This window comes from Streptomyces sp. F001 (assembly GCF_004187715.1).
GTDB lineage: Bacteria > Actinomycetota > Actinomycetes > Streptomycetales > Streptomycetaceae > Streptomyces > Streptomyces flavusporus.
The window spans coordinates 247,105-267,071 of sequence record NZ_QZWF01000004.1 but is presented as its reverse complement, the minus strand read 5'-3'; the positions used below and the strand labels follow the sequence as shown (position 1 = coordinate 267,071).

The window sequence follows — 19,967 nt, the reverse complement described above, 5'->3', positions numbered from 1 at the left end:
AAGAATCGTGGAGAACCTGATTGCGCTGCTGATCGCGGCGCCCCTGCTCGGAGCGGCCGTCCTGCTGTGCGGTGGCCGGCGGCTCGACGCCGTCGGCCACTGGATCGGCACGGTGCTCGCGGCCGTCTCCTTCGTCCTCGGCGTCGTCCTCTTCGCCGACCTGCTGGGCAAGGACGCCGAGCACCGCACGCTCACGCAGCACCTGTTCAGCTGGATCCCGGTCGAGGGCTTCCAGGCCGACGTGGCCTTCCAGCTCGACCAGCTGTCGATGACGTTCGTCCTGCTGATCACCGGTGTCGGCTCGCTGATCCACCTCTATTCGGTCGGGTACATGGAGCACGACGAGCGGCGCCGCCGCTTCTTCGGCTACCTGAACCTGTTCCTGGCGGCGATGCTGCTGCTCGTCCTCGCCGACAACTACCTGCTGCTGTACGTCGGCTGGGAGGGCGTCGGCCTCGCCTCCTACCTGCTGATCGGCTTCTGGCAGCACAAGCCCAGCGCCGCGACCGCCGCGAAGAAGGCCTTCCTGGTCAACCGTGTCGGCGACATGGGCCTGTCGATCGCGATCATGATCATGTTCGCGACCTTCGGGACCTTCGCCTTCGGGCCGGTGCTCGGCAGCCATGAGGAGCCGGGTCTCGTCGGCGACACATCCGAGGGCATGCTCACCGCGATCGGCCTGATGCTGCTGCTCGCCGCCTGCGGCAAGTCCGCCCAGGTACCGCTCCAGTCCTGGCTCGGGGACGCGATGGAGGGCCCGACCCCGGTCTCGGCCCTCATCCACGCCGCGACGATGGTGACGGCGGGCGTGTACCTGATCGTCCGCTCCGGAGCGATCTTCAACGCCGCGCCCGACGCCCAGCTCGTGGTCACCATCGTCGGTGCGGTCACGCTCCTCTTCGGTGCGATCGTCGGTTGCGCGAAGGACGACATCAAGAAGGCGCTGGCCGGCTCGACCATGTCGCAGATCGGCTACATGACCCTCGCCGCCGGCCTCGGTCCGATCGGCTACGTCTTCGCGATCATGCACCTGGTGACGCACGGCTTCTTCAAGGCCGGGCTGTTCCTCGGCGCCGGTTCGGTGATGCACGGCATGAACGACGAGGTCGACATGCGCAAGTACGGCGGCCTGCGCAAGTACATGCCGATCACCTTCGTCACCTTCGGCCTCGGCTACCTCGCGATCATCGGCTTCCCCGGTCTGTCCGGCTTCTTCTCCAAGGACAAGATCATCGAGGCGGCGTTCGCCAAGGGTGGTACCGAGGGCTGGATCCTCGGTGGATGCGCCCTGCTCGGCGCGGCCATCACGGCGTACTACATGACGCGCGTGATGCTGCTGACGTTCTTCGGCGAGGAGCGCTGGCGGCACGCCCCGACTCCGTCCCCGGCCGAGCCCAGCGTGGAGCCCGCCGCCGAAACGCGCGGCGAGCACGCGGAGCCGCACCCGCACGAGTCGCCCAAGGTCATGACGATCCCGATGATCCTGCTGGCCGTCGGGTCGGTCTTCGGCGGCGCCTTCTTCAGCATCGGTGACCGCTTCGTGCACTGGCTGGAGCCGGTCACCGGCCATGACCACGGGCACCCGCCGGTCAGCGCCCTCACGGTCACGCTGTCCACGGTGGCTGTGATGGTGATCGGCGTCGGCATCGCGTACGCGCAGTACGGCCGCCGCCCGGTCCCGGTCGTCGCCCCGCGCGGGTCGCTGCTCACCCGGGCAGCCCGGCGCGACCTGCTCCAGGACGACTTCAACCACGTCGTCCTGGTCCGCGGCGGCGAGCACCTCACGCGCTCCCTGGTGTATGTCGACCACACCCTGGTCGACGGAGTCGTCAACGGCACGGCGGCCTCGGTCGGCGGCCTGTCCGGACGGATGCGCCGACTGCAGAACGGCTTCGCGCGCAGTTACGCGGTCTCGATGTTCGGCGGCGCGGCGCTCATCGTCGCCGCGACCCTGCTGATGAGGGCGGTCTGATACCGATGTCCTTTCCTCTGCTGACAGCGACGGCGGCGCTCCCGGCGATCGGGGCGATCGCCACGGCCGCGGTACCGGCCGCGCGGCGCACCGCCGCCAAGTGGCTGGCGCTGCTCGTCTCGCTCGCCACCCTCGCCCTCGCCATCGCGGTCCTGGTCCGTTTCGACCCCGACGGCGACCGCTACCAGCTCACCGAATCCCACGCCTGGATCGCGGACTTCGGGGTGAGATACGAGCTGGGCGTGGACGGCATCGCGGTGGCGCTCATCGCGCTCACGGCGCTGCTGATCCCGTTCATCATCCTCGCGGGCTGGCACGACGCCGACCCGTTGGAGACCGGAAGCAGGCGGTGGCGGCCGACACAGGGCTTCTTCGCTCTGATCCTGGCCGTCGAGGCGATGGTGATCCTCTCCTTCGAGGCCACCGACGTCTTCCTCTTCTACATCTTCTTCGAAGCCATGCTGATCCCGATGTACTTCCTCATCGGCGGCTTCGGGGACCGTGCCCACGAGCACGGCGAACAGGTGGCGTCGACACAACGGTCGTACGCGGCCGTGAAGTTCCTGCTCTACAACCTGGCCGGCGGTCTGATCATGCTGGCCGCGGTGATCGGCCTCTATGTGGTCGCCGGGAACTTCTCGCTCCAGGAGATCGCCGCGGCACGGGCCAACGGCTCGCTGGACATGGCGACCAGCACCGAACGCTGGCTGTTCCTGGGCTTCTTCTTCGCCTTCGCGGTGAAGGCACCGCTGTGGCCGCTGCACACCTGGCTGCCGAACGCGATGGGGGAAGCCACCGCCCCGGTCGCGGTGTTGATCACCGCGGTCGTCGACAAGGTGGGCACCTTCGCGATGCTCCGCTTCTGCCTCCAGCTGTTCCCGGAGGCGTCGAAGTGGGCGACGCCGGTCATCCTCGTCCTCGCCCTGATCAGCATCATCTACGGGGCGCTGCTCGCGGTCGGCCAGCGGGACATCAAGCGGCTGGTGGCCTACGCGTCGATCTCGCACTTCGGCTTCATCATCATGGGCATCTTCGCGATGACCAGCCAGGGCCAGTCGGGCGCGACGCTGTACATGGTCAACCATGGAATCTCGACGGCGGCGCTGATGCTGGTGGCCGGATTCCTGATCTCGCGCCGCGGCTCGCGGCTCATCGCCGACTACGGAGGAGTGCAGAAGGTCGCCCCCGTCCTCGCCGGCACCTTCCTGATCGGCGGCCTCGCGACGCTGTCGTTGCCCGGACTCGCGCCGTTCGTGAGTGAGTTCCTGGTACTCGTCGGTACGTTCGCGCGCTACCCGGCGATCGGCATCATCGCCACCTTCGGCATTGTCCTCGCCGCGCTCTACACCCTCGTCCTCTACCAGCGGACGATGACGGGCCCGGTGAAGCCGGAGGTCTCCGCGATGCCGGACCTCAGAGTGCGTGAGCTCGTGGTGGTCGCCCCGCTGGTCGCACTGCTGATCTTCCTGGGCGTCTACCCGAAGCCCCTCACGGACATCGTCAACCCGGCGGTGCAGCAGACCATGTCCGACGTACAGAAGACAGACCCTCAGCCCGAGGTGGAGGCGGCCAAGTGAGCGCAACAGCCGTCCACAGCCTGTGGACAACCGCGGCCGATCCCATCGGCAAGATCGACGCGCCGAAGATCGAGTACGCACAACTGTCGCCCATGCTGATCGTCATCGGCGCGGCGATCGTCGGGGTGCTGGTCGAGGCGTTCGTACCGCGCAAATCCCGTTATTACGCCCAGATGTTCGTGTCCGTCGTCGGCCTCGCCGCCGCGTTCGCCGCGGCCGTCGCCCTGGCGGCGGACGGATACGGCACCACCAAGGCGCGTATCGCGGCGATGGGCGCGATCGCGGTCGACGGGCCGGCCCTGTTCCTGCAGGGCACGATCCTGCTGGCCGCGCTGGTCGCCCTGTTCACCTTCGCCGAACGGCGACTGGACCCCGCCGCCCACGGCAACCGGGTCGACTCCTTTGCCGCGCAGGCGGCCTCCGTGCCCGGCAGCGACAGCGAGAAGGCCGCGGTGAAGGCCGGTTTCACCACGACCGAGGTCTTCCCGCTGCTGCTCTTCGCGGTCGCCGGCATGCTGCTCTTCCCCGCGGCCAACGACCTGCTGACGCTGTTCGTGGCCCTGGAGGTCTTCTCGCTGCCGCTGTACCTGATGTGCGCGCTGGCCCGTCGCAAGCGGCTGATGTCGCAGGAGGCCGCGGTCAAGTACTTCCTGCTCGGCGCGTTCGCCTCCGCGTTCACGCTGTTCGGCATCGCGATGCTGTACGGCTACTCCGGCTCGATGTCGTACGCGACGATCGCCCGGGTCGTCGACGGCACCATCACCGACGTCACACCGGCGCTCGCGGACACCATGGGCAACGACGCGCTGCTCCTGCTCGGCGCCGCGCTGATCGTCATGGGGCTGCTGTTCAAGGTGGGCGCTGTCCCGTTCCACATGTGGACGCCGGATGTGTACCAGGGGGCGCCGACGCCGGTGACCGGCTTCATGGCGGCGGCGACCAAGGTGGCCGCGTTCGGCGCGCTGCTGCGGATCCTGTACGTCGTGCTGCCGGGGCTGCGCTGGGACTGGCGGCCGGTGATGTGGGGCGTCGCGATCGTCACCATGCTGGGCGGTGCGATCGTCGCGATCACGCAGACCGACATCAAGCGACTGCTGGCGTACTCGTCGATCGCGCACGCCGGCTTCATCCTGGCCGGTGTCATCGCGACGAGTCCGGACGGCGTCTCGTCGGTCCTCTTCTACCTGGCGGCGTACTCGTTCGTGACGATCGGCGCGTTCGCGGTGGTGACGCTGGTGCGTGACGCCGGAGGTGAGGCGACGCACCTGTCCAAGTGGGCCGGTCTCGGCCGCCGTTCGCCGCTGGTCGCGGCCGTGTTCGCGGTGTTCCTGCTCGCTTTCGCAGGCATTCCGCTGACCTCCGGCTTCGCCGGGAAGTTCGCCGTGTTCAAGGCGGCGGCGGAGGGCGGGGCGGCCCCGCTGGTGGTGATCGGTGTGATCTCGTCGGCGATCGCCGCGTTCTTCTACATCCGGGTCATCGTGCTGATGTTCTTCAGCGAGCCGCGCCCCGAAGGGCCGACGGTCGCGGTGCCGTCGCCGCTGACGATGACGGCGATCGGGGTGGGGGTTGCGGTGACGCTGGTGCTGGGTGTGGCGCCGCAGTACTTCCTGGATCTGGCGGGGGATGCGGGGGTGTTTGCGCGCTGACGCGGCGCTGCTGTTGTCGGTACGGCGGCGGCCCGGCTCCCTCCAGGGTGCCGGGCCGCCGTGTGGTTGGGGCGGGGCTACTGTTCCTTGTCGCGACGCGCCTTGATCTGCGTGAGGTCCAGGTCGACAGGGAAGGGGGCGGCCAGCTTCATTCGCTCGCGGAAGATGCCCACGCTGGTGTAGGCACCGGTGGTGGGCTCCAGTTCGAAGGCGTGCACCGCTGCGAGGCCCTTCTCGTTCTCCACCCTCCAGTAGTGGGGGATCTTCGCGCGGGCGTACTTCAGCGGCTTGGTCTCGCGGTCCCGGGAGACGGAGTCCGGCGAGACGACCTCGACCGCCAGGAGGACCGCTTCAGCCGGAAACCGTGTCTGATCCGGATCCTCGACGACGTCCCCACGAACTACGACCACGTCCGGTTCCGGTCTGTTCTGGCGATCGATGTCGATGGTGAACTCGCGGAAGACTTCGAAGTCCGCCGAGGCCAAGGACTGAAGCTGCCCTTCGAAGAAGCTCACAGCGCGCGAGTGAAAGATGGTCGGCGGACTCACGAAGACGAGGCTCCCGTCGATCAGTTCCGTATGCGGAGGAAGATTCGGAAGCCGGTCCAGATCGTCGGCGGTCTACCCGCCTTCCGGCGGGGTCGGCCAGGCAGACGCGGACGCCTTCGGTGCGCCGCTCATCAGTGCTCCCATGGGACGGAGTCTCGCCGGTGCATTCAGACTATCCGCCGGAAACAGGCAGGTCTCCCGCGAACGTGTGACCGACAGCCGTGTCCTTGACGCGGGTCGTGTAGGTCGCCTGTGGATAACTCAGTGGCTGTCAGCGCGGGCGCCTATCGTGGACGCAGTGGTCGAGATGCGACGTACGGGGGCACGGCGATGGGTGGGACAGGCGGGATCGGTGGAATGGCGGCGGTAGCCGAGAGCGAGGCGCTGGCAGCGCTCCACAGGGTCTTCGGGTACGAGGCCTTCCGCGGTGAGCAGGAAGCGGTCATCGAGCATGTCGTGGCCGGCGGTGACGCCGTCGTGCTGATGCCGACCGGTGGCGGCAAGTCGCTCTGCTATCAGATCCCGGCCCTGGTCAGACCGGGTACGGGCATCGTCGTCTCCCCGCTGATCGCGTTGATGCAGGACCAGGTGGACGCGCTGCGGGCGCTGGGCGTGCGAGCCGGGTTCATGAACTCCACGCAGGACTTCGACGAGCGCCGGGTGGTGGAGGCCGAGTTCCTGGCCGGTGAGCTCGATCTGCTCTACCTGGCGCCGGAGCGACTGCGTCTTGAGTCCACGCTGGATCTGCTCTCACGCGGCAAGATCTCCGTCTTCGCGATCGACGAGGCGCACTGCGTGTCGCAGTGGGGCCACGACTTCCGCCCCGACTATCTGGCGCTGTCGCTGCTCGGCGAGCGCTGGCCCGACGTGCCGCGTATCGCGCTCACGGCGACGGCCACGCATGCGACGCACCAGGAGATCACCCAGCGGCTGAACATGCCGACGGCCCGGCACTTCGTGGCGAGCTTCGACCGGCCCAACATCCAGTACCGGATCGTGCCGAAGGCGGACCCCAAGAAACAGCTGCTGAGCCTCCTGCGTGAGGAGCACGCCGGCGATGCGGGCATCGTCTACTGCCTCTCGCGCAACTCGGTGGAGAAGACGGCCGAGTTCCTCACCCGAAACGGCATCGAGGCGGTGCCGTACCACGCGGGCCTGGACGCGGGCACGCGCGCGGCGCACCAGTCCCGTTTCCTGCGGGAGGAGAGCCTCGTCGTGGTGGCGACCATTGCCTTCGGGATGGGCATCGACAAGCCGGACGTGCGGTTCGTCGCCCACCTGGATCTGCCCAAGTCGGTCGAGGGGTACTACCAGGAGACCGGCCGCGCGGGGCGTGACGGTCTGCCGTCGACGGCATGGATGGCGTACGGACTCAACGACGTCATACAGCAGCGCAAGCTGATCCAGTCGGGCGAGGGCGACGAGGCGTTCCGGCGCCGGGCCGCCGCGCACCTGGACGCGATGCTCGCGCTGTGCGAGACCGCCCAGTGCCGCCGCGGCCAACTGCTCGCCTACTTCGGCCAGGACCCGGATCCGGCGGGCTGCGGCAACTGCGACACCTGCCTCACTCCGCCCGAGACCTGGGACGGCACCATCGCGGCGCAGAAGGTGCTGTCGACGGTGGTGCGGTTGCAGCGGGAGCGGAGGCAGAAGTTCGGCGCGGTGCAGATCGTCGACATCCTGCTGGGGAAGCGCACCGGCAAGGTCATCCAGTTCGACCACGATCAGCTCTCCGTGTTCGGCATCGGTGAGGAGCTGGCCGAGGGCGAATGGCGGGGCGTCATCCGGCAGTTGCTGGCGCAGGGGCTGCTCGCGGTCGAGGGGGAGTACGGCACGCTGGTGCTGACCGAGGCCAGCGGTTCGGTGCTGCGGCGGGAGCGGGAGGTGCCGCTGCGCAAGGAGCCGAAGAAGCCGGTGACCTCGCGGTCGGCGTCGGCGTCTTCGTCGGGGCGCGGGGCGGGCAAGCCCAAGGTTGCGGCCGCCGAGCTGCCCGAGGAACTGCTGCCGGCCTTCGAGGCCCTGCGCGCCTGGCGCGCAGAACAGGCCCGGGAGCAGGGCGTCCCGGCGTACGTCATCTTCCACGACGCCACGCTTCGGGAGATCGCCACGGCGTGGCCGACGTCGATCGCGGAGCTCGGAGGCATCAGCGGGGTCGGTGAGAAGAAGCTGGCGACGTACGGGGAGGGCGTTCTCGGGGTGCTCGCGTCCCTGGAAGGGCCGCCCGGTGCCCCGGCCGGGCAGGCCGACGCAGGTGCACCGCCGGTTCCGAGAACCGCGGCCGATCAGGGCGGGCCGGACGACTGGCCGGAGCCGCCCGAGGGGCCGGAGCCGGACGACTGGATGTAGGCGGACCGCTGGACAGGGGCTTGGGGTGCCTCCACCGTCCCTCCTGCGCCCTTACCCCAACGCCGTCAGGCCCGGGGCGAACGTGATCAGGAGCGGTACCAGGGGGACCAGGGCGGCCACTGTGGTCGTCAGGGCACGGTGGCGGCGGCCAAGGCGGGGCGGGGGCTGCAGGAGGCGGTCTACGCGTTCGCCGAGGAGGCGGTGGCTGGAGGCGCAGGACAGGACTCCGCGGTGCTGGTTCAGCTCGATCAGCGCCAGAGCGGTGGTGAGGTGGCCGCAGCGGCGGGAGGCCGTGTCGTCGGCGGCGAGTTCGACCAGACGGCGGGTCTGGTCGCAGAAGTGGGCGAACAGCGGAACACGGGGGAAGCCGGTGGCAAGGGCGGTCGACAGGTGCAGCAGCCAGTCGTGGTGGGCGCGGGCGTGTCCGCGTTCGTGGGTGAGGACGGCGTCCAGCTGGTGGTCGGTGAGGCGGTGCAGGGCTCCGGTGGTGACGACCAGCTGGGACGGGTGGCCCGGCAGCCACCAGGCATCGGGGTACTCGTCCTCCAGGACGAGCAGCGGGCCGCGGGCGGCCGGGAGGCCGGCGGGCAGGTCAGGGGCGCGTTCGCGCAGATGAGCGCGGGCCTGGGTGCGGCGCCGCCGGGCCTCGACCAGCTCCCGGGTGAGCATCGCGGTGGTCCAGGCGGCACCGCAGGCCAGCAGCAGGGTGAGCGCAGCGGCCCAGGGAGGCGCGGCGGAGAGGTCGTACGCCGCGGTGACATGGGGCGGTGCGGGGGCGAAGACCTGGTCGCGGACGGTCTGGAAGACGGCGGCCGCACCCAGGAGGAGGGCGGCCAGACAGCACAGCAGGACGGTGGCGACCAGGCACTGCCATACCCACAGCCCGACCACGGGCTCCCGTTCGGGCCACGCGGCCCGGGTCAGCGCACGGGGGGCCGGTACAGCGGCCGTCAGGGCGACGACGCTCAGCAGGAGCAGGCAGACAGTCATGCCACGGGCTCCGGATCCTGGTCGGGAGTGAGGGCGGCTCGGGTGGTGCGGTGGGGCAGCGGCCGCGCCTGCCGACCGCGTCCCGCGTCCCGCCTCGCGCACACCACCCACCGCCAGTATGACGGCGCCGGGCACCCGGAGTCAGCGCCCGGACCGGCGCTTGCCCGAAAAGCTCACCTCGCGCCACCCCGCGGCTCAGCTCGCGACAACCTTCCCGTTCACCTCCCCCAACCCCACCCGGACCCCGCCGGCCCCCGGTGCCCAGGCCGACAGTGTCACGACATCCCCGTCCTCCAGGAACGTCCGCTTGCCGTCGGGGAGTTCGAGTGGGTTCCGGCCGTTCCAGGTCAGTTCGAGGAGTGAGCCGCGTTCGCGTTCGGTCGGGCCGCTCACCGTGCCCGAGCCGTACAGGTCGCCGGCGCGCAGGGATGCGCCGTTGACGGTCATGTGGGCGAGTTGCTGGGCGGCCGTCCAGTACATGGTGGAGAAGGGGGGTTCCGAGATGACGTGACCGTTGAGAGCGACGGTGATGCGCAGGTCGTAGCCGCCGGGTTCGTCGTCCGTGTCGTCCAGGTACGGGAGGAGGGGACAGGTGCGCTGCGGTGGGGCCACCCGTGCCTCGTCCAGCGCGTCCAGCGGGGTGATCCAGGCCGACACCGACGTGGCGAAGGACTTGCCGAGGAAAGGGCCGAGGGGGACGTACTCCCAGGCCTGGATGTCGCGCGCGGACCAGTCGTTGAGGAGGCACAGGCCGAAGACGTGGTCGCGGAAGCCGGCCAGCGGAACGGGTCGGCCCAGCGGGGACGGGGCGCCGACGACGAAGCCGACCTCCGCCTCGATGTCCAGGCGGACGGACGGTCCGAAGACGGGCGCGGGGTCGGTCGGGGCCTTGCGCTGGCCGGAGGGGCGGATGACATCCGTGCCGGAGACGACGACCGTGCCGGAGCGGCCGTGGTAACCGATCGGCAGATGCTTCCAGTTGGGGGTGAGTGAGTCGGCGGCGTCGGGACGGAAGATCTGGCCGACGTTCCGGGCGTGGTTCTCTGAGGCGTAGAAGTCGACGTAGTCCGCGATCTCGAAGGGCAGGTGCAGGGTCACCGAGGAGAGGGGGTGCATCAGAGGCGCGAGGGTTTCGCGGTGGGACGGCACCGTCACCCAGGCGGTCAGCGCCCGCCGGACGTCCGACCAGGCGGTGCGGCCGGCGGCGAGCAGTGGGTTCAGGGTGGGCCGGGCCAGCAGGGCGGCGTAGGGGGAGCCGAGCGCCAGTGCTGCCGCGCCGGCGTCGAGGACGTGGTCGCCGAGGCGGACGCCGACGGTGCGTTCGGTGGACCCGGCGGGTGAGAAAACGCCGTACGGAAGGTTGTGCGGACCGAAGGGGTCGCCCTCGGGGACATCGAAGGGGGGCATTGGGGTGCTGCCTCACTTTCGTACGTACGGTCCATGCGGTTCGCGGCACACGTTACGGCTGCGGCGGCCGTCTTGGGCAGTGACTTAAGCGCGCAAAGAGTCCGTAATGTCAGGAATGAGGGAGTCGTATGCGCCCCGCGGCCTCGTCCCGCTGTCCCTGTCCCGCTGTCTGTGACCCACTGTCCGCGCCGCGCCTTCGCCCGGCCGCGACCGGCACCGAGGAGCCGGGCCGCTGAAATGTGGACAGGTGGAAGGGAGTTGGGGATGAACGGCGTGGGCGCGGTGTCCGTATTCTCTGATCATGGCCGCACCCCTCGCATATGCCGAGCGCACCGCGTACACCCTCATCGCCACCGACCTGGACGGAACGCTGCTGCGCGGCGACGACACGGTCTCCGACCGGTCGCTCACCGCGCTCGCGCGGGTCTCGGCGGCCGGCGCCCGGCATCTGGTGGTGACGGGCCGGCCGGCGCCCAGGGTGCGGCCGCTGCTGAAGTTCCTGGGCGGCGGGGGGCTCGCGGTGTGCGGGCAGGGCGCGCAGTTGTACGACGCCGGCGTGGACCGTCTGCTGTGGTCGGTCACCCTGGACCGGGAACTGGCCGAGACCGCGCTCGGCAAGATCGAGGCGGAGGTCGGCACGGTGCATGCGGCCGTCGACCAGGACGGCGTCGACGGCCTGACGCTCATCGAGCCGGGGTATCGGATGCCGCACCCGACGTTGCCGGCGGTGCGGGTCGGCCGGCGTGACGACCTGTGGTGCGAGCCCATCAGCAAGGTGCTGCTGCGCCATCCCACCCTGTCCGACGACGAGTTGGCGTCGGTGGCCCGCTCGGTGGTGGGTTCGCTCGCGACGGTCACCATGTCGGGGCCCGGGACGGTCGAGCTTCAGCCGTCCGGCATCACCAAGGCGACGGGGCTGGCGCTGGCGGCCCGGCATCTGGGGCTGCGCCCCGAGGACACCATCGCCTTCGGGGACATGCCCAACGACATCCCGATGTTCGACTGGGCCGCCCACGGCGTCGCCATGGCCAACGCGCACCCCGAACTGAAGGCGGTGGCCGACGAGATCACTCTCTCGAACGAGGACGACGGCGTCGCCGTCGTCCTCGAACGGATCCTCGCCGAGGGCCGGCGCCCGCAGCGGCTCGGCGGGCGCAGGCCCTCGGTGGGTACGAAGGTTCAGTAGGCGCGAAGGGCTCAGTAGGCGCCGAAGACGTTGTCGATCGAGCCGTAGCGGTCGGCCGCGTAGTTGCAGGCGGCGGTGATGTTGGCGACCGGGTCGAACGGGTCGTAGGCCGTGCCGGGCACGTGGTACGCGGCGAAGGTCGGGTCGATGACCTGGAGCAGGCCCTTGGACGGGGTGCCCTTGGCCGCGTTGGAGTCCCAGTTGTTGATGGCGGCCGGGTTGCCGGACGACTCGCGCATGACGTTGCGGTAGATGCCGTTGTAGGAGCCCGGGATTCCGTGCTTCGCCATGATGGCGAGCGACTCGCGGATCCAGCCGTCGAGGTTGTCGGAGTACGCCGTGGTGGCGGTCTTCGCGGTCACCGCGGTGGGGGTGGCGGCCGACGCGGTGCTCGCGCCGAGGAGCGGCAGGGCGAGCACGGCCGCGCCGGTGCCGACGACCGTGAGCTTGCGGGCTATGCGGGCGATGGGGGTCCCCCCGCTCGAGCGAAGGCGAGAGTGGGGGAGGGTGCGGAGCTGACCGTTTGCAGGCATGGGGCTGTTCCTCTCCTTCGCCTGCGAGGTGAGCTGTCGGGTTCGGGCTGGGAGGTGCCCGGCCGCGCCCTTGCGAGCGCAACTTCACCCCAAGCCGTTCCGGTGCGTCGTACGACGTCCGGCCCGGCGACTTACCTGGGTCCCCCGCTCCTGCCGTGCGTGAGTGGTCTCGTCATCGGTGGTACCGGGCGGCGGCAGGATTCGGCGTCCGCCCGACTGGCCCGGAACGTATGCGAGAGCACATGTCGGAAACAAGTAGCTGGTTCATGCAACATGCTGTTTGATCTTTGTCTGGGTGTTTTGTCAGCTTGATCCTTTGCGTGTGCCAAGGCTCAACTTGTAAGCGGGGAAAGCTGGATGGCCGCTGACTGTGGAAACCTGTCGACAGGTGAAGGTGAGTCACGTCACGCGCGGAGCGCAAGAGTGTCAAATCGGGCAATGAGCTCAAGTGCCCATCAATCAGCCGTGCGTGGGGTGCGCTTCTCTCAAGTGCGGCGGAAGGGAACCTCTCCGCCTTCTGCGCAAATCACCCCATTGGGGGTCAGAGTCGCCTCGCAGGGGAAGGGCATAGGCGCGTACGGATGTGCGTCGAGGCCGCCCGAATGGCCGGAGGTGGGACGGAGCGGCTGGGGCGATGCGGGACAAAACTCGCCCATTCGGATTAAGTCGATAAATAACTTCTCGTATCAACTGATCGAAAACATACCGCTCGTGATCCGATACAGCCCGGCCTGTAACCCCGGGCGCCCTCGGTGATCGAAACGTGACCGGATACGCTGACTTGAGTGAAGCAGCGACGTATCGACAAACCGCGTAACCGCCGGTAGACACCAGCAGACAGGAGACCCCTCGTGACCGTCGTCGGGCCGTTCGGGCTGAGCGTGCGGGACCAGGCTCTGGAAGCCGATGTCCAGGCCGGATTGGCGGCTGTCGAGGAAGGGTTGCTCGAAGCAACCAAGAGCGAGGTCCCGTTCATCACGGAGGCCGCGCAGCACCTGGTGCGGGCCGGAGGCAAGCGGTTCCGCCCGCTGCTGGTGATGCTCGCCGCGCAGTTCGGTGACCCGTACGCGCCCGGGGTCGTGCCCTCGGCCGTGGTCGTGGAGCTGACCCACCTCGCGACGCTGTACCACGACGACGTGATGGACGAGGCGGAGGTACGGCGCGGGGTACCGAGCGCGAACGCCCGCTGGGGCAACTCGGTCGCGGTCCTCACCGGCGACTTCCTCTTCGCCCGTGCCTCGCACATCCTGGCCGACCTCGGGCCGGAGGCGGTGCGGGTACAGGCGGAGGCGTTCGAACGGCTGGTCACCGGTCAGATCCTGGAGACGGCCGGGCCGTCGGACGGGCGCGACCCGGTCGAGCACTACCTGGACGTACTGGCCGGCAAAACGGGGTCGCTGGTGGCGGTCTCGTGCCGCTTCGGCGCGATGATGTCGGGCGCCGACGAGTCGCTCGTGAACGTCCTGACGCAGTACGGCGAACGGCTGGGCGTCGCCTTCCAGCTCGCCGACGACGTGCTGGACATCGCGTCCGACTCCCACGAGTCCGGGAAGACGCCGGGGACGGATCTGCGGGAGGGCATCGCGACCCTGCCCGTGCTGCGGCTGCGCGAGCGCGCGGCCCGACTGGGGATGGCCGAGGACATCGCCCTGTGCGAGCTGCTGGACTCCGACCTGACGGACGACGCCCGGCATGCGCAGGCGCTGGCCGCGCTGCGCGCGCACCCCGCGCTGGAGCAGGCGCGACGGGACACCGTGCGGTACGCGGAGGAGGCGCGGTCGGCGCTTGCACCGCTGCGGGAGTGCGATGCCAAGGCGGCGCTCATCGAACTGTGCGACGCGGTGGTGCACCGCGCGGGTTAGGACACGCCCCGGGGACCTCCCCGAGACCCGGCATCGAGGCGGCGCCTCCCCTACGACCCCTACGGGTCGGCGGAGGCGCCGCCTGCTTGTGTCATACCGCAGCAGTACACGGAGTTGAGCCCGCGGTCTGACGCTTCTTCGCATCCGGTTTGGTCAGATGGAGACCACGGAACACACCACTCCTCACCGATTCGGGTGAGAATGGCGGCTCAGGGTGGACGAGTGCGAGGACGCGAAGTGACGGACAGCCGCCGCCGACGACGGAGGTAAGGCACACATGGCACCGTACGAATCCGACGACAACACGACCGCGGCGCAGGCCGAAGAACTGCGCGCGGCGCGGCGGCGCAAGGCCGCGCGGTACGTCGTCCCGGCGGCGGTCCTGGGGGTGGCTGCGGGAACCATCGGGCTCGTCCCCGCGATCGCCGACTCCGGCAGCCCCGACCTGCCGGAGATCAGCGCACAGCAACTCATCGAGAAGATCGCCGAGTCGGACGTACAGCAGCTGTCCGGCACGGTGAAGATCAGCACTGATCTGGGGCTGCCCGACCTGGGCGGCCTGGAGAGCGGGCTGACGTCCGGCGCGACCCCCTCGGAGGGCGAGGGCTCCGCGGCCGACCCGTCGGCCAAGCTGACCGAGCTGGCATCCGGCACGCACACGCTGCGCGTCGCGGCCGACGGCCCGGACCGGCAGAAGCTGTCGCTGCTGGAGAACGCCGCCGAATACAGCCTGATCCACAACGGCAAGGACGTGTGGGGCTACGACAGCGCGTCCAACGAGGTCTACCACGGCACCGCCACCGAGGCCGCGGACGGCAAGGCGTCGGAGGAGGTGCCGGCCACGCCCGAGGACCTCACCGATCAGGCCCTGAAGGCGGTGGACGACACGACGTCCGTGACCGTCGACGGCACCGCGCAGGTGGCTGGCCGCGACGCGTACAAGCTGCTCATCGAGCCGAAGCAGTCCGGTTCCACGGTGGGCGCGATCAGCGTGGCGGTGGATGCGGAGACCGGCCTGCCGCTGAAGTTCACGCTGACCCCGGCGAGCGGCGGTGCCGCCGTGGTGGACGCGGGCTTCACACAGGTCAGCTTCGCCAAGCCGGCCGCGTCGACCTTCGACTTCACCCCGCCCAAGGGTGCGAAGGTGACCGAGGGCGACAGCCTGGAGGCGGCGCCGGAGCACGAGCGGAAGTCCGCGGAGGACCTCGGCAAGGGCCTCGACGGACTGAACGTCATCGGCGAGGGCTGGAACTCCGTCGCCGTCCTCGACACCGGCGCCGAGGGCGGTAGGCCCTCCGACGCCGCCGGCGGCGACATGGGCAGCTTCCTGGGCTCGCTCGGCGACGAGGTGAAGGGCAAGTTCGGCTCGGGCACGGTCTTCAAGACCCGTCTGGTCAACGCCCTGATCACGGACGACGGCAAGGTCTACGTCGGCGCAGTCACCAAGGACGCGCTGGTGAAGGCGGCCGACTCCGGGCAGTAAGTACCGCACGCGCAAGACGAATCGGGGGAGCCCATGGACGAACCGTCCGCCACGGCAGAGCAGGGCGCGGGTGACGGCGTCATCCACACCCGCGCCCTGACCAAGCGCTACCGCGGCGGACAGCTCGCCGTCGACGGGCTCGATCTGACCGTCCCGGCGGGCAGCGTCTTCGGCTTCCTCGGCCCCAACGGCTCCGGCAAGACCACCACCATCCGCATGCTGATGGGTCTGATCGAGCCCACGTCGGGCACGGCGCACGTGCTGGGGCGGCCCATGCCCCGGGCCACGCGCGCCGTGCTCCCGCACGTGGGCGCCCTCATCGAGGGCCCGGCCTTGTACGGCTTCCTCTCCGGCCGCGACAACCTCCTGCGCTACGACTCCGCAGACCCCGCCGCCGATCCCCGCACCCGGCGGGCCCGTGTCGCCGCGGCGCTGGACCGGGTCGGGCTCGCGGCGGCCGCCGGCAAGAAGGCCAAGGCGTACTCCCTGGGCATGAAGCAGCGGCTCGGGCTCGCGGCCGCGCTGCTCCAGCCAAGGCGCCTGCTCGTCCTCGACGAACCGACCAACGGGCTCGACCCGCAGGGCATGCGGGAGATCCGGGCGCTGATCCGGGAGCTGGCCTCCGACGGCACCACCGTGTTCCTCTCCTCCCATCTCCTCGACGAGATCGAGCAGGTGTGCACGCACGCCGCGGTGATGGCGCAGGGCCGGCTGATCACCCAGGGTGCGGTGACGGACCTGGCGGCGGGCATCCGGGGCCGGCTGGTGGTGACCACGCCGGACACCGGCGACGCGGCCCGGGTGCTGAAGGAACGCGGGGTCGCGGACGTCATCGTCGACGAGGACCGGGTGACCGGTGAACCTCCGGACGGGGAACCCGCCGACCTGAACGCCGCGTTGGTGGCGGCGGGGGTGCGGGTCCGCGGCTTCGGGGTGGAACGGGCCTCCCTGGAGGACGCGTTCGTGGCGCTGACGGGGGAGGGTTTCGATGTTGCAGGTTGAGACCATCGGCTCCCGCCGCAGCCCGCTGTGGACCTTCGGTCTGCTGCGCAGCGAACTCGCCGTCACCTTCGGCCGCTGGCGCACGCTCGCGCTGCTCGGTGTGCTCGCCGCTGTCCCGGTCCTGGTCGGCATCGCCGTGAAGATCGAGACGAGTGACGGCTCGGCGCTGGGCGGCTCAGGCGGCCCGGAGGGCGGCGGGGGCCCGGCGTTCATCACGCAGATCACCAACAACGGACTGTTCCTCGTCTTCACCGCCCTCGCCGCGACCCTCCCGTTCTTCCTGCCGATGGCCGTCGGTGTCGTCGCGGGCGACGCGATCGCCGGCGAGGCGAACGCCGGAACCCTGCGCTACCTCCTGGTCGCCCCCGCAGGCCGTACCCGCCTGCTGCTCACCAAGTACGCGACCACGATGGCCTTCTGCCTGACGGCCACCCTCGTCGTCGCCGTCTCGGCACTGACGGTCGGCGCGCTGCTCTTCCCGCTCGGCGACCTGACGACCATCTCCGGTACACGGATCAGCTTCGCCGAGGGACTGGGCCGGGCCCTGCTGATCGCCCTGGTCGTCGCCGCGTCACTGATCGGGATCGCGGCGCTCGGGCTGTTCGTCTCGACGCTGACCAACAGCGGCATCGCGGCGATGGCGACGACGGTCGGGCTGCTGATCACCGTCCAGATCCTCGACCAGATCCCCCAACTGCACGCGATCCACCCGTACTTCTTCTCCCACTACTGGCTGTCCTTCGCCGACCTGATGCGCGAACCGGTCTACTGGGACGACCTGGTGCGCAACCTCGGCCTCCAGGGCCTGTACGCGGCCGTGTTCGGCTCGGCGGCCTGGGCGCGGTTCACGACGAAGGACGTCACCGCGTAGACCTCGTGGGCCTACGAGGCCTCGTACGGGAAGCGGGCGAGTGGCGGTTCCTGCGTGAAGAAGGTCTTCGCGCGGGCGAGGGCCTGGGTGTCGTCGAGTACGTCTCCGGGCCTGCTGCCGTTGCCGAGCAGGACCCCGCCGAAGCGCATCCCCATGTAGGCGGCCGAGTGGTTGAGGGTGCCGATCAGTGGGTCGGCGACCTCGCTCTCCTCGTGTGCGAGGGCCGTGACGCCCCAGAGGATGCGCCCGGCCAGCGTGGCCTTGAAGTCGAGACCGGGGGTGCGCAGCCAGCCGGACCAGTAGTCCAGGTAGCGCTTGGTGTGGGCGGACACCGAGTACCAGTACAGCGGCGAGGCGATCACGATGTCGGTCGCCGCGAGCGTGGCGTCCAGCAGGAGGGCCACATCGCCCTGAGTGGGGCGGACGTGGTCGCTGTCGTGCCGCAGGTCTTCGAAGTCGGGCAGCGGGTGCTCGGCGAGGCTGATCCACTGCTGCTCGACGTCCGCGGGGAGTTGCTCGGCGGCCCGGCGGGCCAGTAGCTCGGTGTTGCCCTCGCTGCGGCTGCTGCCCAGCAGGAACAGAAAGCGGCGGGTCATGGTTCCCCCAGATCCCAGATGGTCGGCACACGACAATTGCGCGCACGTGCATTATATGCATCTGCAAGCAATTCTTGTCCAGCAACCTGGCCGGGGGCCTGCTCAGGGGATCAGCGAGCCGCCCCCGTCAGCCGGGCCAGCGCCTCGGTCTCCCGGGGCGGGCGGCCGCTCAGGTCGCCGAGACGCCAGGCCTGCACCCAAGGCACGCGGTACACGTCGACGACCGACTCGATGAGCTTCACCTGCTGTGCCAGCGGTCGCGGCAGCCGGCCCGGCGCATCCGCTACCAGCACGACGGCGTCCAGGTCCAGCCCGGCCGGAGCCTGACCGCGCCGGAAGATCTCCAGGGCGTGCAGGACGGCTGCCAGCCCCGACGCGTGCGTCCGGGCGACGAGCAGCACCGACGGCGGATCATCGGGGCCGGGCCAGTCACGCCCGCAGTCCTGGCCGCCGTAGACCGCGGCCAGCGTGGTGACTCCCGACCCGCCGTGCGTGCCGACCCAGGAGAAACGCCGGACCGTGCCGGAGGTGCGGGCGGGTTCCGGTTCCGGTACGGCCACCGGTCCCCGGATCCAGATCTCCGGCCCCTGCTGCGCGCCCGTCCGCATGCCCGCTCCTCTCTGTCGTCACCTCATCGATCTTCGCGGCTCGGTGGACGGCTGAGTGACGGGGGTACCCGTTCTTGGGACGAGCCTGTGACGCGCCGGTGACGCGAGCACCGTGGGGGAGCGGCGAGACTCGGGAGTACGGGTTCGCCGACGTGCGGACGCCAGCGAGTGAGGGAACGGATGTCTCGACTCAGCCGCGAGAAGAAGCGGGAACAGCAGCACCAGGCCGCCTCTGCGGTGTCGGCGATCGACGTTCACGTGCCGGGCGCCGGCAACGCCTCGATCGGCGGCGTACCGGTCGTCGCCGCGCCGGGCGAGGAACTCCAGCACGCCGTACTGAACCACCTCCACCGCATCGCCCTCGCCACCGGCCGGCCCGTCCTCGCCAGGGTCCACGACGAGCGCATCGGCTACGTCGTCCCCCTCCAGGTCCACCCGGACGGCTCCAGCCGGTACACGGGGGAACCGGTGCGGACGGGGGCGGAGCCGCAGCCCTCGCAGGAGCCCGCACCCGACCGAGCCACCCAGGTGTTCCGCACGTCCGCCGAACCGCAGGCCGGCTCCGCGCCGACGTTCCCGCTGCGGGCGGTGACGGAGCCTCAGCCCTTGGGTGATGCGGTGCCCACCTTTCCGCTGCGGGCGGTGCCCGAGGACGCCGTCCCCGGTTCGGCCGTCGCCGCGCCGACGGGCGAGTTCGGCCCGCCGCCGGTGATGGATGCCAAGCCGCACCCGGAGTCGTTTGCATCGTCGGCGTCGGACCCCGACCCGAAGCCGACCCCGCCCCGGGGCTTCGACGCCGTCGCCGAGGCGATCCTCGGTGACGTACCCGGCAACCCTGAGAACGCCGAGGGGCACAACGACCCTGCTCCCGCCGTCCTCGCCGAGCCGATCGCCCGGATCGGCGAGGCCGTGAAGGCGGGCCGGATCGACGCCGCGGCGGAGCTGGCCGAGCAGACCCTGGCTCAGGCGTCGGCGACGCTGGCACCGGACCGCCCCGAGCTGCTCCGGCTGCGCGAACTCACCGCGTACGTCGCCTACTTGGCGGCCGAACCGGTCCGGTCCTTCCGCCTCTCCCTCGACGTGGTGCACATCCACCGCCGCCTGCGGGACGCGGAGTCCGCCTACGGCAACATCCAGAGCGCGGACACCGCCTGGCGGGCCGTACGCGACCCCGCGCTCGGGCTGGAGCTGGGGCGGGACCTGATCGGCCTGTGGACCGAGCTGGTCACCGAGGGCGGCCCGGCCGCCGACGACATCGAGGAACTGGAGTCCGCCCGCGCCCGCATGGGCCGCCTGGCGAACCGGGCAGGGCGGACAACCGGAGCATGATGCAGAGGGAC

At 70.1% G+C, this 19,967-nt stretch carries 15 protein-coding genes, 1 pseudogene and 1 riboswitch; of the genes and pseudogenes, 10 read left to right on the top strand and 6 right to left on the bottom strand.

From position 1 onward, the window contains the following. The first annotated feature begins 7 nt into the window (after positions 1–7). Genes nuoL through nuoN form a run of 3 tightly spaced genes read left to right on the top strand, consistent with a single transcriptional unit; the run spans position 8 to position 5,195 of the window. Complete coding sequence (gene nuoL, locus StrepF001_RS18425) at positions 8–1,972, top strand: NADH-quinone oxidoreductase subunit L (RefSeq protein ID WP_129799340.1); 1,965 nt, start codon at positions 8–10, stop codon at positions 1,970–1,972. Between the two features lie 5 nt (positions 1,973–1,977). Further along, on the top strand, positions 1,978–3,549 hold the full coding sequence (locus StrepF001_RS18420; RefSeq protein WP_129799339.1) for an NADH-quinone oxidoreductase subunit M: 1,572 nt from the start codon (positions 1,978–1,980) through the stop codon (positions 3,547–3,549). After that, positions 3,546–5,195, top strand: coding sequence for an NADH-quinone oxidoreductase subunit NuoN (gene nuoN, locus StrepF001_RS18415; RefSeq protein WP_129799338.1), 1,650 nt, complete (start codon positions 3,546–3,548; stop codon positions 5,193–5,195). Before StrepF001_RS18420 ends, nuoN begins: the two co-directional genes overlap by 4 nt. Before the next feature lie 77 nt (positions 5,196–5,272). Here nuoN and StrepF001_RS18410 read toward each other — a convergent pair. Next, positions 5,273–5,875 (bottom strand): annotated as a pseudogene (locus StrepF001_RS18410) (Uma2 family endonuclease). A 198-nt stretch (positions 5,876–6,073) separates the two neighbouring features. Between StrepF001_RS18410 and recQ the strand changes: the two are divergent. After that, positions 6,074–8,089, top strand: a complete 2,016-nt coding sequence (gene recQ / locus StrepF001_RS18405) for a DNA helicase RecQ (RefSeq protein ID WP_129799337.1) — start codon at positions 6,074–6,076, stop codon at positions 8,087–8,089. Between the two features lie 51 nt (positions 8,090–8,140). Here the strand turns inward: recQ and StrepF001_RS18400 are convergent, their stop codons facing one another. Both StrepF001_RS18400 and fahA read right to left on the bottom strand, forming a co-directional pair. After that, complete coding sequence (locus StrepF001_RS18400; protein WP_129799336.1) at positions 8,141–9,079, bottom strand: M56 family metallopeptidase; 939 nt, start codon at positions 9,077–9,079, stop codon at positions 8,141–8,143. 195 nt (positions 9,080–9,274) lie between these two features. Next, complete coding sequence (gene fahA, locus StrepF001_RS18395) at positions 9,275–10,486, bottom strand: fumarylacetoacetase (RefSeq protein WP_129799335.1); 1,212 nt, start codon at positions 10,484–10,486, stop codon at positions 9,275–9,277. 301 nt (positions 10,487–10,787) lie between these two features. On the opposite strand from fahA, the gene StrepF001_RS18390 reads away from it, so the two are divergent. After that, a complete protein-coding gene (locus StrepF001_RS18390; RefSeq protein WP_129799334.1) occupies positions 10,788–11,672 on the top strand; it encodes an HAD family hydrolase in 885 nt (294 codons plus the stop codon). 11 nt (positions 11,673–11,683) lie between these two features. Here StrepF001_RS18390 and StrepF001_RS18385 read toward each other — a convergent pair whose 3' ends face one another. After that, positions 11,684–12,205, bottom strand: coding sequence for a transglycosylase SLT domain-containing protein (locus StrepF001_RS18385; protein WP_129799333.1), 522 nt, complete (start codon positions 12,203–12,205; stop codon positions 11,684–11,686). Positions 12,206–12,210: 5 nt separating this feature from the next. After that, positions 12,211–12,381: riboswitch (cyclic di-AMP (ydaO/yuaA leader) on the bottom strand. A gap of 675 nt (positions 12,382–13,056) precedes the next feature. Between StrepF001_RS18385 and StrepF001_RS18380 the strand changes: the two genes are divergently transcribed. The 4 genes from StrepF001_RS18380 (at position 13,057) to StrepF001_RS18365 (ending at position 17,423) form a co-directional block, all read left to right on the top strand. Further along, a complete protein-coding gene (locus StrepF001_RS18380) occupies positions 13,057–14,067 on the top strand; it encodes a polyprenyl synthetase family protein (RefSeq protein WP_129799332.1) in 1,011 nt (336 codons plus the stop codon). A gap of 277 nt (positions 14,068–14,344) precedes the next feature. After that, positions 14,345–15,550 (top strand): outer membrane lipoprotein carrier protein LolA, encoded by a 1,206-nt coding sequence (locus tag StrepF001_RS18375; RefSeq protein ID WP_129799331.1) that lies wholly within the window; start codon positions 14,345–14,347, stop codon positions 15,548–15,550. A 33-nt stretch (positions 15,551–15,583) separates the two neighbouring features. After that, positions 15,584–16,552 (top strand): ABC transporter ATP-binding protein, encoded by a 969-nt coding sequence (locus tag StrepF001_RS18370; RefSeq protein WP_129799330.1) that lies wholly within the window; start codon positions 15,584–15,586, stop codon positions 16,550–16,552. After that, on the top strand, positions 16,539–17,423 hold the full coding sequence (locus StrepF001_RS18365; protein ID WP_129799329.1) for an ABC transporter permease: 885 nt from the start codon (positions 16,539–16,541) through the stop codon (positions 17,421–17,423). The genes StrepF001_RS18370 and StrepF001_RS18365 overlap by 14 nt, the downstream gene beginning before the upstream one ends. 11 nt (positions 17,424–17,434) lie before the next feature. On the opposite strand, the gene StrepF001_RS18360 is transcribed toward StrepF001_RS18365, so the two are convergent. Together StrepF001_RS18360 and StrepF001_RS18355 are read right to left on the bottom strand one after the other, a co-directional pair. After that, complete coding sequence (locus StrepF001_RS18360; RefSeq protein WP_129799328.1) at positions 17,435–18,019, bottom strand: NAD(P)H-dependent oxidoreductase; 585 nt, start codon at positions 18,017–18,019, stop codon at positions 17,435–17,437. A 110-nt stretch (positions 18,020–18,129) separates the two neighbouring features. Continuing rightward, positions 18,130–18,627: a DUF6668 family protein gene (locus tag StrepF001_RS18355; RefSeq protein ID WP_129799327.1), complete on the bottom strand. Its 498-nt coding sequence runs from the start codon at positions 18,625–18,627 to the stop codon at positions 18,130–18,132. A gap of 180 nt (positions 18,628–18,807) precedes the next feature. Here StrepF001_RS18355 and StrepF001_RS18350 point away from each other — a divergent pair, with 180 nt between their 5' ends. Beyond that, the gene (locus StrepF001_RS18350) at positions 18,808–19,956 is read left to right on the top strand and encodes a tetratricopeptide repeat protein (protein ID WP_129799326.1); all 1,149 of its coding nucleotides are present in this window, start codon (positions 18,808–18,810) and stop codon (positions 19,954–19,956) included. Positions 19,957–19,967: the final 11 nt, after the last annotated feature.

Excerpts from the sequence above, each read along its gene's own strand:
- StrepF001_RS18385 (WP_129799333.1), bottom strand. The coding sequence starts at position 12,205 with ATGCCTGCAAACGGTCAGCTCCGCACCCTCCCCCACTCTCGCCTTCGC.
- StrepF001_RS18390 (WP_129799334.1), top strand. The coding sequence starts at position 10,788 with ATGGCCGCACCCCTCGCATATGCCGAGCGCACCGCGTACACCCTCATC.
- StrepF001_RS18420 (WP_129799339.1), top strand. The coding sequence starts at position 1,978 with ATGTCCTTTCCTCTGCTGACAGCGACGGCGGCGCTCCCGGCGATCGGG.
- fahA (WP_129799335.1), bottom strand. The coding sequence starts at position 10,486 with ATGCCCCCCTTCGATGTCCCCGAGGGCGACCCCTTCGGTCCGCACAAC.
- StrepF001_RS18400 (WP_129799336.1), bottom strand. The coding sequence starts at position 9,079 with ATGACTGTCTGCCTGCTCCTGCTGAGCGTCGTCGCCCTGACGGCCGCT.
- recQ (WP_129799337.1), top strand. The coding sequence starts at position 6,074 with ATGGGTGGGACAGGCGGGATCGGTGGAATGGCGGCGGTAGCCGAGAGC.
- StrepF001_RS18350 (WP_129799326.1), top strand. The coding sequence starts at position 18,808 with ATGTCTCGACTCAGCCGCGAGAAGAAGCGGGAACAGCAGCACCAGGCC.
- StrepF001_RS18370 (WP_129799330.1), top strand. The coding sequence starts at position 15,584 with ATGGACGAACCGTCCGCCACGGCAGAGCAGGGCGCGGGTGACGGCGTC.
- StrepF001_RS18360 (WP_129799328.1), bottom strand. The coding sequence starts at position 18,019 with ATGACCCGCCGCTTTCTGTTCCTGCTGGGCAGCAGCCGCAGCGAGGGC.
- StrepF001_RS18375 (WP_129799331.1), top strand. The coding sequence starts at position 14,345 with ATGGCACCGTACGAATCCGACGACAACACGACCGCGGCGCAGGCCGAA.
- StrepF001_RS18355 (WP_129799327.1), bottom strand. The coding sequence starts at position 18,627 with ATGCGGACGGGCGCGCAGCAGGGGCCGGAGATCTGGATCCGGGGACCG.
- StrepF001_RS18365 (WP_129799329.1), top strand. The coding sequence starts at position 16,539 with ATGTTGCAGGTTGAGACCATCGGCTCCCGCCGCAGCCCGCTGTGGACC.